The following is a 17,720-nucleotide window of genomic DNA, read 5'->3' on the forward strand; positions in this document are numbered from 1 at the left end:
AAAGGGGAATGAACATGACAGACAATTCCATGATGAACTGGACATCCACCGACGATGCGATGGTCGAAAACGCCATCCGCCGTGGCGCGAGCCGACGCGACCTGCTCAAGATGCTGACGGCAGGGGGCATTGCCATGTCTGCAGGCTCTGCCATTCTCGGACGCGCCGGTCAGGCGCTCGCCGCAGCACCCGTGTCCGGCGGTTCTCTCAAGGCAGCTGGCTGGTCATCCTCTACCGCCGATACGCTCGACCCGGCCAAAGCATCGCTTTCAACCGATTATGTTCGCTGCTGCGCTTTCTATAACCGCCTGTCCACCATTGATGAGGCGGGCATGACAAAGATGGAGCTGGCGGAGAGCATCGACAGTAAGGACGCCATGGTCTGGACCGTCAAGCTGCGCAAGGGCGTGACGTTCCACGATGGCAAATCGCTGACATCGGCGGACGTCATCTATTCTCTCAAGCGCCATCTCGACCCCGCCGTCGGCTCTAAAGTCAACTCCATCGCCAAGCAGATGACAGGCTTCAAAGCCGTTGATGATCTGACCATCGAAATTACGCTTGCAAATGCGAACGCCGATTTGCCGACCATTTTGGCGCTGCACCACTTCATGATCATTGCCGATGGAACCACGGACTTTGCCAAGGCCAACGGCACCGGCGCTTTCGTCTGCGAGGTTTTCGAGCCGGGTGTTCGTTCCGTCGCCACGAAGAACAAGAACTACTGGAAGTCGGAAGGTCCATATCTCGACTCCTTCGAGTTCTTCGCGATCTCAGACGATACCGCCCGCGTCAACGCGCTTCTGGCAGGCGATATTCAGCTTGCCGCGTCCGTGAACCCGCGCGCTATCCGGCTTATGGAAGGGCAGCCGAACGTTGTTATCTCCAAGACGACTTCCGGCAACTACACCAACCTCAACATGCGCCTCGACATGGCTCCCGGCAACAAGGCCGATTTTGTGCAGGGCATGAAATATATGGTCAATCGCGAGCAGATTCAGAAGTCTGTGCTGCGTGGTCTGGCCGAAATCGGCAACGACCAGCCTGTCTCGCCAGCCAACATGTATCACAACAAGGATTTGAAGCCGAAGGCGTTCGACCCTGACAAGGCGAAGTTCCACTTCGAAAAAGCCGGCCTCATCGGTCAGTCCATCCCGATTGTCGCCTCCGAAGCCGCAAGCTCCTCTATCGACATGGCCATGGTGGTTCAGGCCGCAGGCGCCGAGCTTGGCATGAAGTTCGATGTCCAGCGCGTGCCGTCCGACGGTTACTGGTCTAACTACTGGCTAAAGGCACCGGTCCATTTCGGTAACATCAATCCGCGCCCGACGCCCGATATTCTCTTCTCGCTTCTTTATGCGTCCAATGCGCCTTGGAATGAAAGCCAGTACAAGTCGGAGAAGTTCGACAAGATGCTGGTGGAGGCGCGCGGCTTGCTGGACATCGAGAAGCGCAAAACGATTTATAACGAGATGCAGGTCATGATTGCGGAAGAAGCTGGAACAATCATCCCGGTTTATATATCCAACGTCGATGGCATCTCTTCCAAGCTCAAGGGCCTGCAATCAAGCCCGCTTGGCGGAATGATGGGTTACGCCTTCGCCGAGCACGTATGGCTTGAGGCCTGATCCCTGAACTTTTGCCCGCCGCAGTGACGCTGCGGGCAAAAGTCCATCTGCTTCAGAGCATTGCCATCGGACCCGTTTGGCCTGACAGTGATATGCGACGAAAGCGGGATCACTTCCGAAAGAGAGGCCACATGAACAAACATGTCCTTGCACTTGTCATAAATCGGCTTTTTGTCGCTGTCATCACATTGCTGATCGTCTCATTTGCCGNTTTTTTTGCAACCGAAATGCTACCGGGCGATGTTGCGCAAATCCTGCTCGGGCAATCGGCAACGCCTGAAGCAGTAGCGGGACTGAGAACCGCAATGCACCTCGATGATCCCGCAATCTTGCGGTTCCTGCGTTGGCTTGCGGGCCTTTTTATGGGAGATCTTGGTAAATCCTACGCAAATAATATGGAGATCGTTGATCTCATCGGTGGGCGACTGGCCAACACGATGAAGCTGGCCGCAGTGACTGCGCTGNTTTCCATTCCTATTGCGCTGACACTCGGGATAACGGCTGCCATTATGCGCGGCACGCTCTACGACCGCATCGTCACCACCGTCTCCATCACCGTCATTTCCGTGCCGGAATTCATGGTCGCGACGTCCGCCGTCCTGATTTTCGCCGTCTACCTCAAATGGTTGCCCGCGCTTGCTTTCGCCAACGAGGTTCATTCCCTTGGAGAACTTCTGCGTGTTTTCGCGATGCCCGTCATCACACTGAGCTTCGTGATTTCCGCGCAGATGATCCGCATGACACGTGCGGCGGTTATTGAAACGCTTGATACGCCCTATGTGGAAATGGCACTGTTGAAGGGCGCGTCACGGTCACGCATGGTTCTGCGACATGCGTTGCCAAATGCGCTTGGCCCGATCGTCAACGCGGTTGCACTTTCGGTTTCCTATCTGTTGGGTGGTGTCATTATCGTTGAGACCATCTTCAACTACCCAGGCATCGCCAAGTTGATGGTCGATGCCGTATCCACCCGCGACCTCCCGCTCATCCAGACATGCGCCATGANTTTTTGCCTCGGTTATCTCGTCCTGATCACCATTGCAGACATTATTGCCATCGTTGCCAATCCGAGGCTTCGCTGACCATGACATTCTCTGTTCTTTCTCCGCGCAGGCTTGGCTATCGTTTCAATGCTGTCGGTATCGCCGCGCTCACGATCATCTTGTTCTGGGCAGCCATCGCGATCTTCGCGCCGCTGTTGATCCCCTACCCCGTCGGCGAGATTGTCGATTTTGATTATTTTGGTCCCATGTCCCAAAAGTTCATCATGGGAACGGACTATCTTGGTCGCGACATCTTTTCGCGCATCCTTATGGGTGCGCGCTACACGGTTGGCATTTCGCTGGCGTCCGTTGCCATCGCCTGCTTTACCGGTGTAACCCTCGGCATGTGCGCTGCTGTTTCCGGCGGCTGGTTCGATACATGCCTATCGCGTTTTCTCGATGCACTGATTTCCATTCCAAGCAAACTTTTCGGTCTCGTCATCGTTGCAGCGATGGGGCCCTCCATCCCCGTTCTGATCATGACGATGGCAATCATCTATACGCCCGGATCCTACCGTTTTGCTCGCTCGCTTGCCGTCAACATCAATACGATGGATTTCGTGACAGTGGCCCGCGCACGCGGCGAAGGCGTACTGTACATTATCCGCTCGGAAATCCTGCCCAATATAATGGGGCCTGTGCTCGCCGATCTTGGCTTGCGTTTCGTGTTCATCGTGCTGCTTTTGTCGGGCCTGTCGTTTCTTGGGCTTGGTGTACAGCCCCCGAATGCAGATTGGGGCGCATTGGTCCGGGAAAACATTGGTGGCCTGTCCTTCGGCGCACCAGCCGTAATCTTTCCGTCAATCGCGATTGCCACCCTCACCATCAGCGTCAACATGCTGATCGACAACCTGCCGCAGAAAATTCGTGACCGGAGTGCTTGATGGCAAATCTCGTTGAAGTTCGTGATCTCAAGGTTGAGGCAAAAACCGATACAGGCCGTACCGTCGAGATTATTCGCGGTGTCAGTTTCGACATTGCGGACGGCGAAATCGTTGCTTTGATCGGCGAGAGTGGCTCGGGCAAAACGACAATTGCCTTGACAATGATGGGCCACACCCGCCCGGGCTGCAAGATCGTTGGCGGCTCGGTGCGATTGGGCAGCAGCGACATGGCTGCGACCTCGCAGAAAGGTCTTTCGAAACTGCGTGGCACGGAGGTCGCATATGTCCCGCAAAGTGCTGCTGCCGCCTTCAATCCAGCGCAGCGCGTTATGGATCAGGTCATCGAAGTCGTTCGTATCCATGGGTTGATGAGCGATGCGGAGGCAAAGTCCAGAGCTGTCGAACTGTTTCGCGCTCTGGCTCTGCCCAATGCCGAGACCATTGGGAATCGTTACCCGCATCAGGTCTCCGGCGGGCAATTGCAGCGGCTTTCGGCGGCCATGGCGCTGATCGGTAATCCGCGTCTGGTCATTTTCGATGAGCCAACGACAGCACTTGACGTGACCACCCAGATCGAAGTGCTGCGTGCTTTCAAATCCGTGATGAAGGCAGGCAATCTTGCGGGCGTATACGTATCGCATGATCTTGCCGTCGTTGCGCAGATCGCTGACCGTATCGTCGTTCTGAAAGGTGGAGAAATCCAGGAAATCGGCACCACCGACCAGATTCTAAACCACCCCAAACACCCCTATACGCAAGAGTTGCTCGCAGCCTTCAAACCCCGCATCCACGCAAGCGCGGCAGATCGGGATGCTGTGACTGGCAAGAAGCCGTTGCTGGAAGCAAAGGGCATCGTCGCAGGTTACGGCCCCATCCAACCAAACGGTATGCCACTGGCACTAGCCCTGAAGTCGGTCGATATCTCGCTGGAAGAAGGCCGCAATCTAGGCATTATCGGCGAATCCGGCTGTGGAAAATCCACGCTGGCCCGCGCCATTGCCGGAANTTTGCCCCCAGTATCAGGCCACGTCATTTTCGACGGCAGGGAATTGGCGCCGAATGCTCGTGAGCGTCAGCGCGAAGAATTGCGCAAAATGCAGATCGNTTTCCAGTTTGCCGATACGGCGCTCAACCCGTCCAAGTCGATTTCCGACATTCTGGAGCGTCCGCTGGCATTCTATTATGGCATGGACCGACGCGCACGCGAGGCACGGGTGAACCAGTTGCTGGACATGGTGCAATTGNCCCGCAACATGAAATTCCGGCGCCCTGCCGAATTATCCGGCGGGCAGAAACAGCGCATCAATCTTGCACGAGCGTTGGCAGCCAACCCCAAGGTTATTCTCTGCGACGAGATTACCTCGGCACTCGACACGGTCGTCGCCGCTGCCATCATCGATCTGCTGAAGGAATTGCAGCGCGAGCTGAAGCTCTCATACATTTTCATCAGCCATGATTTGTCTGTGGTTCAGGCAATCTGCGATGAGATCGCTGTGATGTATGCGGGCGAAAAGGTCGAACAAATGCCGCCATCCGCCATAGGCAACGCCAATGCACACCCCTATTCCAAACTTCTGTTTTCGTCCGTTCCCAAACTCGACACGGGCTGGCTGGACGGGTTGGAGCGAGATCCTGAGCTGGTTCGTGTTTTCGCACAGCGCTGAACGCGGCGACGTTATATCGGGAAGAGGCTGGTCAGCGGAATATGCGGTTTAACGATAGGTGACTTCAGCACGACGAAGCTGAAATATTTGTCGACACCGATATTTAAATCTATCAGTCGTTCCATTGTAGCCTGATACTCGCCGATGCTGGCGGTGACGAATTTCAGCAGATAATCGTAACCTCCAGACACGAGATGGCATTCGATGACGGAATCCAGTTTTTCCACGGCTGCGAGAAAGCGGGCAAAATCAATCTGGCGATGATTCTTCAAGGTTACTTCGGTGAAGACGGTAAGGGTTTGACCAAGTTTGACGATATTGATCTGCGCCGAATAGCTGGTGATGAAGCCTTCCGCTTGCAATTTCTTGACGCGCATGAGGCAGGGGCTGGGTGACAGGCTTACAAGTTCTGCCAGCTCGACATTGGTGATGCGACCGTTCTTCTGGAGTTCATGGAGAATCTTGATATCGATCCGGTCAAGTTTCATTTTGACACCATCCTGTTACGAAACAACTGAGCAGCATAATATGCGGCGTGGCAAGTTGCACAAGCTAAACCGCCCGCATTTTTCTTGCAGAAAAACGCCGAAAGTGTTTTTGGCAGAATGATGCGACACGGCGCAGGGCTACAGAATAAAATGCTACTCAAGCCACCTCTTGCGGCAGGTGCGAAACGGCGAGACTGCTAGAATGACTCATCTGTAGGAGAACGCAATGCCCGCACCGCTTTACCGGATAGAAACCTCATCCCAATTGCCCAAGGACGCCGACGCTGTCGTGATCGGCGGCGGCGTGGCCGGGGTATTTTCCGCCTACTATCTGGCACAGCGCGGACTGAAGGTGGCGCTGATCGAGAAGGGCCTCATCGGGGCCGAACAGAGCAGCCGAAATTGGGGCTGGTGCAGACAGCAGAACCGCGATGCTCGCGAATTACCGATGTCCACGCATAGCCTGGCCCTGTGGGAACGTTTCGCACAGGACAGCGGAGAAGAGACAGGCTTTCGCCGGTGCGGGTTGCTCTATCTCAGCAACAATGAAGCCGAACTCGAAGGCTGGGCGCGCTGGCGTGATTTTGCCCGCACAGCCGGTGTGACCACACATATGCTGAGTGCGGATGAGGCAAGGGAGCGTGGACGCGCCACCAACAGGGATTGGAAGGGTGGCGTGTTTTCGCCCACAGACGGTATCGCCGATCCATCACGGGCAGCACCCGTCGTGGCGCGTGCGATCATCAAGCTCGGCGGAACCGTGCACCAGATGTGTGCCGCGCGTGGTCTGGAATTGCAGGGGGGCAAAGTTTCAGGCGTCGTCACCGAACATGGAACGATCACAACCAAAACAGTGGTGCTGGCGGGCGGTGCATGGGCGTCGTCCTTGTGCCACCAACTCGGCATCCGGTTTCCCCAAGCCGCCATTCGTTCATCTANTTTATCGGTGACTCCAGGCGCACAAGGTCTGCCTGATGCTTTACACACGGCAGAGGTTTCCATCACCAGCCGGGGCGATGGCGGCTACACGCTGGCGATCAGCGGCCGGGCTCGCGTCGATCCCACACCGCAACAGCTTCGCTTCTCCCGTGAGTTCGTGCCGATGTTCCTCAAACGCCGAAAAAGCCTGGCACTTGGTGGGCTGGAAGGCTGGAAGGCCGGTCATGAGACCCTGNAAAAATGGCGCATGGACGCCATAACCCCAATGGAGAAGAACCGCATTCTCGATCCCAAACCCGACCAGGCGCAAATAGACGAAACCTTTCGCCGGGCGCAGGATTTGCTGCCGGAACTGCGGAAGACGACAATTGCCAATGCCTGGGCCGGTTTTATCGACAGCACGCCGGATGGTGTGCCAGCCATAGGCGAGGTCGAAACCGTTCCGGGTCTCATTTTGGCCGCCGGTTTCAGTGGACACGGCTTTGGCATCGGCCCGGGTGCCGGCCATCTGGTGGCCGATATTGTCACCGGGGCACGACCGCTTGTCGACCCGGTCCCATACCGCCCAGCCCGCCTTAACACATCCGTCTGGGGCAAGGTCGCGGAGTTTTGAGTTCGGTGCTCATGGCATCAAATCGAATGAATGATGGCGACTCAAACCATTGCCCCCTCGGCCTAGATTGCAAAACCGGTTCGGGTGGCACGAGGGCATTGGGTGCAAAAATGTCCTTATTGTGCGAAGCCGTGTGACCCTTTTCGCGGCCACAGACTTCAAAAGGACGGAATTTGCTAGGCATCCTCGACCCATGCGCCGATCGGAAGCGGACGAACCGGTCCCTGCTCACGCAAGCGGCCCACCTCGCAAGCTCTGACACCCGCTTGAGCGGCTATGAGCTCAGCACCAGCAATCTGACAGAACCGTCCTTGGCATCTCCCCATCCCGACCCGTGATAGAGATTTTACGCGGTTAACCTCCGAACCTCCATAAATGACATTCTCGCGCAGCTGCCCAGCGGTGATTCCCTCGCAGCGACATACAATTGTTTCATCTGGTACGGCCCGAACCATATCACGCGGCCATGGAAAGGCCCGAGCCATGCCCCGTGCAAAGCGCTCATAACGACCCAGCAGGCTGACATCGCGTGCCGTGCCAGGCGCAGCCACGCCCATGTCGATAAGACATCCGGTTGCGGCAAGTCTGCCGGCGATCTCTGCCCCGTCTGCGCCGAGTATTTTCAACCCATCGCCGGCAAGATACAGCCCGTTGCCCGCTCTGCCCATTCGGTCAGCGCGCGGGATCCACTGAGCCCAATCGTGGTCGTAATCGAAACTGCAACCCGCAAGTCCGGCCAGATGTGTTTCCGAACGCAGGTGCCAGCCAAGCCCGACCATATCGCACGCGGTGTAGCGTGTCTCACCGGAAATGTTCTTCCAGCGAACGCCAGTCGGCCCATTTGCGTCACTGACGATCTCCTCCAACCGCACGCCCAAATGGTAGAGACGACCCAGCTTCGCACGCAAGAATAAACCGCGCAGCACCACGCGGGGTCTGGCAAGCATTCCCCATAATCCAGAGAGTTGGGTGGTCAAGCTCGACGTATCGAGAACGGCGCGAATATTTGCTCCGGCCATCAGCAATTGTGCCGCGACAAGGGTCAACAAGGGACCCGAGCCCGCGAGAACAATTTCACGGCCGAGAGCAACACCCTGCGACTTCAGCGCAATTTGCGCAGCGCCAAGGCTGTAGACGCCTGGCGCCTGCCACCCCGGAACCGGCGCCACCCGGTCCATCGCTCCGGTCGCCAGAATGAGACGATCATAGGCAAACTCCCGTCGTCCGGCTGGCGTCAGGACGTAGAGAATGTTTTGCGCGACCGCCAGGACCGAGCATTGTGGATGATAATCCAGCTTCCCCGATGCGACCAACTGATCAAACACGCCATGAAGATCGACAGCCTTGCGAGCCTCCGATCCGTAAAGCTTTTCAGGCGGACGCTGAAAGCCATCTGGAGGACGCCGATAGATTTGNCCCCCAGATTTAAGACCCTCGTCAATGATGACAGGCGTTACGCCTGCAGCGACCAAGGTTTCGGCGGCCCGCATGCCGGCAGGCCCCGCACCCACAATCACTACTCTTTCTTCGCTTTTCATCGTCATTGCCATTCCTCCGGTGCGTCTGTTTTCAGACCCATTCCTTCAGCAATAAACGTGGTGCATGCCCGTAACCGGCTTCCATCTTCCTGCCATACCCAACAATCCTGGCAGGTACCCATCAAGCAGAATCCAGCACGCGACTCTGGGCCAAATTCAGAGCGCCGCAGGGCTTTTTCCGAAAGCAGGATAGCCGTCAGCACCGTATCACCGCTCAGAGCCTCGCATTCGGTACCATTGAGCCGGAAGCGGATGGGCGGCCTGCCCTGCTCGGCAAGCCTGACGATCCGGCCGGTATCAGTCGCTTTTGGCCATTTCCGGATCATTCGGCCGCCTCTTTGACAGGCCGCGTGAGTATCGGCATTCCAGGAAACCGCACCCGCACCTCTGCCAGCGCTTGAGCCACCCCGTCTTGCCCCGCTCTTCCCTTCATACGGCGAAATATCTCGGTCTTGATGAAAAACCGCCAATGAATTGGAAGAGCCGCCAGGGTGTCCGTCAACAGTGCATATGCATCCGGCGTCCACTGCGCCTCATAGCCTTCGCGCTCGGGACCGTAGTGAAAATGTGCGCTGGATTTCGTCCGTGACGCTCTGAGCTTAGCGGTAAGAGCCTCGTTGATCTCACCATTCTGGATAACGACGCCGTAGTCCCTTTCGGCGGCCTCCAGGGAAACGTAGCCGCGGTCGACGTCCTGCAAGACCCGCCAGGCTTCCCGCTCCATCGGATTCCCGCGACCACCTCCGCCTGCCGAACGGATTGCCAGAACGTCACCTGGCTGAAGAACCGCAGTGTCTATATTTCCGAGGCGATGATGGTCCTCGCCGCCTGGATTGACGACCATATCGGACAGGCCTGCGGCCTTTCCACCCAGCACGCCCCATGGACGGAAGAAGCTGCGGTCGCGGTTTCGCGCCGTGATGCGGCTGCCGGGAGCGAATACCCGGAACGCGAGTTCGGTTGCCAGTCCACCGCGCCACCGTCCTGCGCCACCACTGTCGATCGCGAGCCCATACCTGACAAACTCGATCGGAACTTCAGTCTCGGTAATCTCAATCGGTGTATTTTTCAGATAGGCGGCATCCGCGCCCGATCCATTGGTGCCGTCGCGATNGGGCATGNCCCCGCCGCCGCCGACAACAGGATTGACCGCCGCAATAATTGTGCGGCCGTTGCGCTCATCAGTGGTCATGACATTGACGATGCAGTTATTGCCCGCAGGCGCTGCCGGAAGGAGATGAGGTACCACTTGAGAGAAGGCACCGAAGATGACGGAACGTAGACGTGCGCATGTCAGCGAACGCATACCGACGGCTGCGGGCGACACCGGATTGAGAACGCTACCCTCCGGGGTTATGCAGGTGAAGGGGCGCGTCAGGCCTGTGTTGAGAAGGATTTTCGGGTTGAGCGTGTAAAGGACATAATAGACGCCAACCAGAAGGATCGTGTGCCGCGGATCACCACCGGAGGGAACATTGAGGGAAGAGCCGAGCTGTGGATCTGACCCGGTAAAATCAAGAATGGCGTCGCCACCTGTGATCGTCAGTCTCAGTTTCAGGCGGCACGGGTTTGCCTCTACGCTGTCTTCATCGGCATAGTCGACAAACTCCCATGTCCCGTCAGGCATCGAACGCAGAATATCGCGCGCTTGGGCCTCAGCGTGGTCAAGCAGCACCTCTGCGCCTTCCAGAAACGCCTCCTTACCAAATTTTTCCACCATGGCGAGGATCTTGCGCTCCCCCGTATTGAGCGCGCCCACAAGCGCCTTGATATCCCCAATGTTGAGATCGGGCTTGCGCACATTGGTGGTCATGATCCGGAGGATATTCTCGTCAAACACTCCCTCGTTGACCAACTTCATCGGCGGAAAGCGGATCCCTTCCTGATGTATTTCCGTTAGCGCACGCGATAGCGAAGCTGGCACTGCGCCGCCCATATCCGTGTTATGGATATGGCCTCCGGTCCAGGCGATGATCTCCCCTTCGAAAAAGACCGGCTTCCAAAGATGTGTATCCGGCGCGTGGGTGGCGACGAAGCACGAATAGGGATCGTTGGTGAAGGCCACATCGCCGGGCTTGTAATCGGCGATCATGTCGATCGCGCGGGTGTAGGTAAGACCGGGATACCAGGTTGCGCCGAGCCCGAGCGGAACACCGAACGTCTCGCCTCTGCGGTTGACGAGCATCACCGTGAAGTCTTCCGTCTCCTTGACGAAGGCGGAATGGGCCGTACGTTGCAGCGTATAGGCCATGTTTTCAGCGGCAGCCCGCGTGTGGTTTGCAAATACCTGGAGGTTCAATGGATCGAGCATTATCTGTTACTCCGGAAATGTCAGATGCATATTCAGATGACGGTCGATCTCGACCAAGGTCCCGGCGGGAATGGCGAAGGTCGTATCTTCCTGGGCCACCACGGCCGGACCGTTGAAGCATCCGCCGGGCCGAAGCAGATCGCGGCGGTACAGCCCGATCTGTTCGACCGTTTTGCCGGTAAACACCGAAATGGTCCGGTCCGGTTGCGGGATCACCGCAGGTTCTTCCGCTTGAATAGGAAACTCGAGTACTGGGCCAGCGCCAATTGCCGCCAAGCGCAGATTGACAATTTCGATAGCACCGTCCGGATCGTGAAAATCGTAAATCCGCGCATGCATGGCATGGAACGCCTGCTCCATCGCGTCGATCCTACCCTGAGCGATCCATTCCCACTCCAGTGGAACCTCGATCTCGAAACTCTGTCCGACATAACGCATGTCAGCTGAGATGTTCAGGTCGGCCGGGCCGGTCTGCCCCTGTTTTTGAAGCCAGGCCTTACCCTCCTTGGCAAGTCCTTCCAGCGTGTCTCGCAAAAGCGAAGCCACCGAGCTATCAAGATGCGTAAAGACCGTTCGGATAAAATCTCCGCGCAGGTCCGCAACCAGACCGCCAAGCGCCGAGACAACGCCGGGGCGCCGCGGCCCGATGACCTTGGCCATGCGAAATTCACGCGCTAGGAATGCACCAAGCATAGGGCCGCCGCCGCCAAAAGGCATCAACGTGAAGTCGCGCAGATCGACACCAGCCCTGGAGGCGAGTTTTTCGACTTCGACGAACATCTCCGAAATGGCGATGTCGATTATCGCCTGGGCAGCTTCCTCGACCGAGCGACCGGTTTGGTCGGCAAGTATGGCGACGACAGCGCGGGCGGCATCGACGTCGATTTGCAGTTGCCCATACGCCATCTGGCTGTGCCCGAGCCAACCGCAAACGGCCATCGCATCGGTCACGGTAGCGCGTGCACCCCCGCGACCGTAACATGCCGGACCGGGTGTGGAGCCGGCCGATTCCGGCCCAACGCGCAGAATGCCATGGGAATCGATGCTTGCAATGGAGCCACCGCCGATGCCGATCGAACTTACCGAAACCGAAGGGACATGCAGTGGGAACTCACCGATCAGCTCGCCGGTACCAAATTGCGGCTCGCCATCGATGATCAGGGCAAAGTCCGCCGACGTGCCGCCGATATCAAGCGTCAGTATGNTTTTTTCACCGGCACGACGCGCAAGCCACGCAGCACCTATGACGCCTGACGCAGTCCCCGACAGGAGCATCTGCACGCATGAGCGCTTGCCTTCCGTCGCGTTCATGACGCCACCATTAGACTTGGTCAGCAGTGCGGGCGCCGTCACACCGTGTGCCACCAGCTTTTCCTCCAAAGCGGTCAGGTAACCCGAAACGCGAGGATGAACGTAGCCGTTGAGGATTGCCGTTGTCGTGCGTTCATATTCGCGAATGACTGGCCAAACCTCTGACGAAGCGAAAACAAAAAAATCCGGAGCGATCCGCTCTATTTCCGCCTTCACGGCTTCCTCCTGCGCACCGCCACGCCAGGAATGAAGGAATGAGATGATAATGCCGGATGCACCCTTCGACCGTGCGGACGATACCGCAGCGGCGACCGCCGTCATGTCCGGAGCTTGCGCTTCACTTCCATCCGCCCGCAGGCGCACCGGAATGCCGAAGATCATATCACGGGCAATTAGTTGTTCGGGTCGAGAGCAGAAGAGTGAATAGACGTCCGGCATGCGCAATCGCGCCAGTTCAATGACGTCTTCGAACCCCGCATTGGTAAAAAGGGCAAGCGCGGCACCGCGCCGCTGGATAACTGTGTTGATCCCAACGGTCGTTCCGTGGACGAAACGGGTGACACTTGCCGGATCAAGCCCTTCACGCTCAGCGAGTATGGTCAGCCCGGTCATGAGTTCCGCACCGGGCTCGTCGGGCGTTGTCAGCACCTTGAGTGACGCAACACGTCCCGATCGCGTTTCAAGGGCGCAAAAATCCATAAAGGTTCCGCCTATATCGACGCCGATCTTCCAGTTCTGCGCTTCTTTGATCTCCGTCACCGGTGCTGCGGCATTTGCCATGTCCATTCCCTCTCACATTGCTCGCCCCGAAGCTTGCATGGGAGACGTATCGCGGTCCAAGCGCGAAACGATTACCTCTCATAGGGTTTGGTTATGGGCTGCGTCGTAAGTGGTCATAGCCCTGACTTATGGGAGGTGGGCGATCTCGACTTTGACAAGCGTACTCGCGATTGCGAACGGTAACGCCACTTCGAAGATGGAGGACGAGATGGACGTGATCGTTTTGGGCGGCGGCTTGATGGGCTCCGCTGCTACCTANTTTTTGTCGCGTCGCGGATTGCGCGTCACCCTGATCGAGCGCAACAGGGTCGGCAGCGGTGCAACGGTCGCTTCTTTTGGCAACATCCGCCGTAGCGGGCGCTACCTGCCACAGCTTCCGCTGGCAAACAGGTCGCTTGAACTTTGGGCAAAGGCTGCAGAAATGCTGGGGCGTGACGTCGAGTTTCGCGCAACTGGTCATCTGCGACTGGTATTCAGCAAAAAGGGGCTCGCGGATATGCGCAGCTTCGCCCAGGATGCCCGCCCATGGGGTCTTGATCTCGACGAACTGACGCCAGCCGAGATACGGGCCCGNTTTCCCGGTCTGGGGCCAACCGCCATAGGCGCGTCCTACTCGCCAAAGGACGGCAGCGGAAATCCGCGCCTGATCGCACCAGCTTTCGCCGATGCGGCACGACGGCTGGGTGCCGACATCATCGAAGAGGCAAATGTCTCGGCGATCAGGAAGACGTCCAGCGGTTTCGAGGTCGACACGTCCAAAGGCTCTTACGGCACGCAATATCTGCTCAATGCGGCTGGCGTTTGGGGGGCCGCAATCGCAAAACAATTTGGTGAGCCGGTTCCTATCACGGCTCGGGGGCCGCAGATGGGGGTAACCGAACCACTCCCTCATCGGATCATTCCGGTTGTCGGCGTTTGGGGTCACGATCATGGTGGCGGCTACCTTCGGCAGGTTGAACGCGGCAATATCGTGTTCGGCGGTGGAGCAGAGCGCACTGATGTTTCCATAGACACCGGTCACGCATTCGCAGATCCTGCCCGCCTGCCTGGCCAGTTGCGGTCGCTCTTGCCAATTCTCCCCGCGCTCGCCAATGTCTCTGTGATCCGAACCTGGTCCGGATGTGAGGGCTATGTAGAAGATGGCCTTCCTGTTATGGGGGCCTCCTCCACGATGCCCGGGCNTTTCCATGCATTCGGTTTCAGCGGACACGGTTTTCAGCTTGGGCCAGGGGTTGGCGACGTGATGGCCGAAATCATCCATACCGGCAGGAGCGACGTTCCGTTACACGATTTTCGTCCCGGGCGCTTTCGTGCTGTCAAGCAAACACTAACGGAGAGTGCCGATTAATCCATGAACCGCGGAATCCGCAAAGGACGCCATAGCGGTCAGCGAATCTGCATCTCAAGTGCACTTCGAAGTGAAGCCATAAACGGCTTGAAGAAACGCGATGTCGGCCGGGCAGTATTCACCGAAACGGCGAGGTGCATATTGATGGCAGGGTAAAAGGGACGTGCCGTCAATCCCGGAAAGTCATTCCATCGAACCAGACCGTCGACCAAAGCGATGCCGAGCCCGCCGGAAACGAGCGGCATTGCACCGACCGACGATGATAGCTGGATTGCAAGGTCGCGGCTGTAGCCCGCTTCTCTGAATGCATTCTCGATCTGGGGGCCGATCGAGGAATTGTTGTCATACGATATCAGCGAGCGACCTTCCAGAACATCAGGCGTAACGCGGTCAAGCTTAACCAGTGGATCGTCCTCACGCATGACGGCCATCAACGGCACAACGCTCAGGATTTCCGAACGGATTGTTGGCGCCTGGATCGATGAAAGCGTCAATGCGAGATCAATGTCACCAATGATCAACTGCTCTGCAACTTCCTTTTTTGGCAGGGCCTGGAGATGGACCTTCACGGTCGGGTGATTTTGCCGAAACTCCAGCAGCGCTTGGGGAATGATCGAGTAGGTAATCGGTGGACTTGCACCGATGCGCAAGAGCCCGAGCTTGCGTTCGCGAATTGTGCGTGTCAGCTGCTTCAGCACTTCAAGCTCGCGAAAAATCCGATCCGCATCTTCGTAGATAAGATGAGCCTCCATCGTGGGGATCAACCGTCCACCGATCCGCTCGAATAACTTGTAACCAAGCTGGCTCTCGAGATGGTGAAGCACTTTACTCGCAGCGGGCTGGGAAACACCGAGCGAATTGGCGGCCGCGGTCACTGATCCATCGCGCATGATGGTGCGGAAAATTTCGAGTTGGCGGGCATTCATTGAAGGTACTCCGGGAAACAGCCTCACATAACCGAAGGCTTTCATCAAGCTGAATAGCCCGCGAGCTTCGTATACACTCTCAGGTTACGTTTTTGCTGCTTTTCGAACGTAACAGGTGACAGCCGGTCGCATCGCCGACGTCAAGCCAGGGTGAGCGGAAATTCGCAACGCGTATAATTTGANTTTCCATGTGATCGAACCGCATCACGCTGCGACCATGATGATCCGAAGCAGCATTTATCGACAGGAACCGGACAGTTGCTTGATGGTTATCAGAAGCAGAACATAACGTTTTAACGAGGCCGATACCCATGAGCATGCAGACTGAACATTTCATGGTGACTGAAAGCGAATGGGTGCCGAACAACCCAAATTTTCCTGTGATCGTCTACCGGCAGATTGAGATGGCCTCTAGCTCTCATGCCATTGAAACAATGTTCTCCTCAAACGGATGGACGGGCATCTGGCGCAATGGCGTGTTCGACTATCACCACTACCACAGCGGTGCGCATGAGGCTCTATGCATCGGGCGAGGCCACGCAAAGCTTCAGATCGGGGGACCTGATGGCCCCGTGGTGGATGTCGGCCAGGGGGATTGCGTGATATTGCCCGCCGGAACGGGGCACCGCAACATTGAGAGTTCGCCAGACTTTCAAGTGGTCGGCGCCTATCCTCCAGGCCAATGTGCCGATATCCAGCGCTCTTCTGCGACATCCCCTATGCTGGCCACAATAGAATCCTTGCCGAAACCGAACAGCGATCCCGTTCTTGGTGCGTCAGGTGGCTTGAATGATCTATGGCAGCCGACAAAGTTTGATACCACACAGCGATGATTGGCGAACAAACAAAAAGGTTTGCAAAGCGAGATGCTCTTCACCAAGATGCGCGATGGCCTGACGGAACAAATAACCACCAGGTTTGTTGTTTTCGACTACCCGAAATTGCTCATATGCGGTGCAAAATGGATCCTCGCGTTGCCAACGCTTCTCTTCCTCTGCTTTCGTCACATGATCTTCAAGAAATAGACCGGTTTCATACTGCCTGGTGTGAAGAGAACCACGTCAGCAAAACAGATGAGAGAGCGGTCGAGGTGGCATCAGCCTTGATCGACTGGTATGTGAAGAGCCCCTCCTATCGCCAGCGCGCCAAACTGGATCACCCGCCTGATGTCCCTGTCTCGCAGGAAATAGAGGCGCTGCTGGAAGACCTTGAACGAACGAAATAGGCGCTATAGCCACAAAAACCTGCATCACCACCATCGGAACAGACATCCGGCTCCTGCACGAGAATAAGGTGGCCATATTTCCTATCAGTGTAAAATTATTTCATTTGCAGCCGTATTCTTGGAAAATCTCTCCTCGCCGAGAGCGGGCCCTTTGTCTATTTTGCCGGAAACAGGGAGTCATCGATGTTTGCCAAAGCCATTACCAAAGTTATTTTCGGGGTTTCCATTTCGCTCGCAACACTGGCGAGCACTCAGGCTTTTGCAGACGCAACGCTGGATCGGATCAAGGGCCGGGGCAAGCTGACTGTGGGCGTTATTCTCTCGGGCGCGCCGTTTGGCTTTATCGATCCAAAGTCGCAGGAGCAAAAAGGCTACAATGTTGACCTGGCGAAAGCGCTGGCCGCAGATCTCGGTGTCGAGCTGGAGACAGTCACCGTAACACCGCCAAACCGCGTGCAGTTTCTGCAGCAGGGCAAAGTCGATATCCTTATCGCCAACATGCAGTACACCGAAGAACGCGCAAAAATCCTTGATTATGTGCCAACACCCTATGACCGTGCGGGTGGCGCTGCCGTTGTGCGCAAGGATAGCGGCCTGAAAGACTGGGCTGATCTCAAGGGCAAGCCGGTTTGCATTTCCCAGGGTTCGAATTACGCCCAGCCACTGGCGGAAGAATATGGAGCCATCGTAAAGGCTCTGCCAAGCCAGCCTGAATCGCTGCTGGCACTTCAGGGCGGCAACTGCGTTGCAGCCGTCCATGTCGGTGCGACCGTGGGCTTGCTGCTTGTTGACCGGGCCGACGAGTGGAAAGACTTTGCCATTCCGTTTCCGACAGAGTTGATCCCGTCCGACTCCGTGATCTGGCTGCGCAAGGACGAAAAAGACACCAAGACCGCTCTCGATGACGCTGTGAAGAAGCTTCACACATCAGGCAAACTGCTTGAGATGGCGAAGGAAAACCGCTTGCTCAATACCAAGTACCTCGAGGAAGAGAACAAGAAGCTTTCTGCCGTACAATGAGC

15 protein-coding genes are annotated in these 17,720 nt (G+C 56.9%); 9 read left to right on the plus strand and 6 right to left on the minus strand.

What is annotated here, in order from left to right:
* Positions 1 to 14: 14 nt before the first annotated feature.
* The 4 genes from CUC55_RS13750 to CUC55_RS13765 all read left to right on the plus strand — a co-directional run bounded on the left by CUC55_RS13750 (position 15) and on the right by CUC55_RS13765 (position 5,219).
* Positions 15 to 1,628 (plus strand): ABC transporter substrate-binding protein, encoded by a 1,614-nt coding sequence (locus tag CUC55_RS13750; RefSeq protein ID WP_067647264.1) that lies wholly within the window; start codon positions 15 to 17, stop codon positions 1,626 to 1,628.
* 131 nt (positions 1,629 to 1,759) lie between these two features.
* Positions 1,760 to 2,710: an ABC transporter permease gene (locus CUC55_RS13755; protein WP_103088238.1), complete on the plus strand. Its 951-nt coding sequence runs from the start codon at positions 1,760 to 1,762 to the stop codon at positions 2,708 to 2,710.
* Positions 2,707 to 3,555, plus strand: a complete 849-nt coding sequence (locus tag CUC55_RS13760) for an ABC transporter permease (protein WP_425352191.1) — start codon at positions 2,707 to 2,709, stop codon at positions 3,553 to 3,555. Before CUC55_RS13755 ends, CUC55_RS13760 begins: the two co-directional genes overlap by 4 nt.
* A complete protein-coding gene (locus CUC55_RS13765; RefSeq protein ID WP_103088239.1) occupies positions 3,555 to 5,219 on the plus strand; it encodes an ABC transporter ATP-binding protein in 1,665 nt (554 codons plus the stop codon). Before CUC55_RS13760 ends, CUC55_RS13765 begins: the two co-directional genes overlap by 1 nt.
* Positions 5,220 to 5,230: 11 nt before the next feature.
* Here CUC55_RS13765 and CUC55_RS13770 read toward each other — a convergent pair whose 3' ends face one another.
* Complete coding sequence (locus tag CUC55_RS13770) at positions 5,231 to 5,707, minus strand: Lrp/AsnC family transcriptional regulator (protein ID WP_067646358.1); 477 nt, start codon at positions 5,705 to 5,707, stop codon at positions 5,231 to 5,233.
* A gap of 226 nt (positions 5,708 to 5,933) precedes the next feature.
* Here CUC55_RS13770 and CUC55_RS13775 point away from each other — a divergent pair, with 226 nt between their 5' ends.
* Positions 5,934 to 7,259, plus strand: a complete 1,326-nt coding sequence (locus CUC55_RS13775; RefSeq protein WP_103088240.1) for an NAD(P)/FAD-dependent oxidoreductase — start codon at positions 5,934 to 5,936, stop codon at positions 7,257 to 7,259.
* A 176-nt stretch (positions 7,260 to 7,435) separates the two neighbouring features.
* On the opposite strand, the gene CUC55_RS13780 is transcribed toward CUC55_RS13775, so the two are convergent.
* The 4 genes from CUC55_RS13780 to CUC55_RS13795 form a co-directional block, all read right to left on the minus strand.
* Positions 7,436 to 8,803: an FAD/NAD(P)-dependent oxidoreductase gene (locus CUC55_RS13780; RefSeq protein ID WP_067646364.1), complete on the minus strand. Its 1,368-nt coding sequence runs from the start codon at positions 8,801 to 8,803 to the stop codon at positions 7,436 to 7,438.
* Positions 8,800 to 9,123 carry a (2Fe-2S)-binding protein gene (locus tag CUC55_RS13785; protein ID WP_067646367.1) on the minus strand — a complete coding sequence of 108 codons (324 nt, stop codon included), beginning with the start codon at positions 9,121 to 9,123 and terminating at the stop codon, positions 8,800 to 8,802. Before CUC55_RS13785 ends, CUC55_RS13780 begins: the two co-directional genes overlap by 4 nt.
* Entirely contained in the window at positions 9,120 to 11,108 is a 1,989-nt protein-coding gene (locus CUC55_RS13790) for a hydantoinase B/oxoprolinase family protein (protein ID WP_103088241.1), read from the minus strand. Before CUC55_RS13790 ends, CUC55_RS13785 begins: the two co-directional genes overlap by 4 nt.
* 6 nt (positions 11,109 to 11,114) lie before the next feature.
* Positions 11,115 to 13,199 carry a hydantoinase/oxoprolinase family protein gene (locus CUC55_RS13795; RefSeq protein ID WP_103088415.1) on the minus strand — a complete coding sequence of 695 codons (2,085 nt, stop codon included), beginning with the start codon at positions 13,197 to 13,199 and terminating at the stop codon, positions 11,115 to 11,117.
* 208 nt (positions 13,200 to 13,407) lie between these two features.
* On the opposite strand from CUC55_RS13795, the gene CUC55_RS13800 reads away from it, so the two are divergent.
* On the plus strand, positions 13,408 to 14,547 hold the full coding sequence (locus CUC55_RS13800; RefSeq protein WP_103088242.1) for an NAD(P)/FAD-dependent oxidoreductase: 1,140 nt from the start codon (positions 13,408 to 13,410) through the stop codon (positions 14,545 to 14,547).
* 38 nt (positions 14,548 to 14,585) lie between these two features.
* Here CUC55_RS13800 and CUC55_RS13805 read toward each other — a convergent pair whose 3' ends face one another.
* Complete coding sequence (locus tag CUC55_RS13805; RefSeq protein ID WP_082760196.1) at positions 14,586 to 15,473, minus strand: LysR family transcriptional regulator; 888 nt, start codon at positions 15,471 to 15,473, stop codon at positions 14,586 to 14,588.
* Between the two features lie 317 nt (positions 15,474 to 15,790).
* Here CUC55_RS13805 and CUC55_RS13815 point away from each other — a divergent pair, with 317 nt between their 5' ends.
* The 3 genes from CUC55_RS13815 to CUC55_RS13820 all read left to right on the plus strand — a co-directional run bounded on the left by CUC55_RS13815 (position 15,791) and on the right by CUC55_RS13820 (position 17,718).
* Positions 15,791 to 16,306, plus strand: a complete 516-nt coding sequence (locus tag CUC55_RS13815) for a cupin domain-containing protein (RefSeq protein ID WP_067647270.1) — start codon at positions 15,791 to 15,793, stop codon at positions 16,304 to 16,306.
* Positions 16,307 to 16,563: 257 nt separating this feature from the next.
* Positions 16,564 to 16,698, plus strand: coding sequence for a hypothetical protein (locus CUC55_RS23330; RefSeq protein WP_280940017.1), 135 nt, complete (start codon positions 16,564 to 16,566; stop codon positions 16,696 to 16,698).
* 183 nt (positions 16,699 to 16,881) lie between these two features.
* The gene (locus CUC55_RS13820) at positions 16,882 to 17,718 is read left to right on the plus strand and encodes a transporter substrate-binding domain-containing protein (RefSeq protein WP_067646381.1); all 837 of its coding nucleotides are present in this window, start codon (positions 16,882 to 16,884) and stop codon (positions 17,716 to 17,718) included.
* The last annotated feature ends 2 nt before the right edge of the window (positions 17,719 to 17,720 follow it).

It is taken from the genome of Agrobacterium bohemicum (assembly GCF_002896715.1).
GTDB lineage: Bacteria > Pseudomonadota > Alphaproteobacteria > Rhizobiales > Rhizobiaceae > Agrobacterium > Agrobacterium bohemicum.

What these genes read in the sequence shown, in the direction of transcription:
- CUC55_RS13770 (WP_067646358.1), bottom strand. Translation starts at nt 5,707, where the DNA reads ATGAAACTTGACCGGATCGATATCAAGATTCTCCATGAACTCCAGAAG.
- CUC55_RS13805 (WP_082760196.1), bottom strand. Translation starts at nt 15,473, where the DNA reads ATGAATGCCCGCCAACTCGAAATTTTCCGCACCATCATGCGCGATGGA.
- CUC55_RS13750 (WP_067647264.1), top strand. Translation starts at nt 15, where the DNA reads ATGACAGACAATTCCATGATGAACTGGACATCCACCGACGATGCGATG.
- CUC55_RS13820 (WP_067646381.1), top strand. Translation starts at nt 16,882, where the DNA reads ATGTTTGCCAAAGCCATTACCAAAGTTATTTTCGGGGTTTCCATTTCG.
- CUC55_RS13815 (WP_067647270.1), top strand. Translation starts at nt 15,791, where the DNA reads ATGCAGACTGAACATTTCATGGTGACTGAAAGCGAATGGGTGCCGAAC.
- CUC55_RS13785 (WP_067646367.1), bottom strand. Translation starts at nt 9,123, where the DNA reads ATGATCCGGAAATGGCCAAAAGCGACTGATACCGGCCGGATCGTCAGG.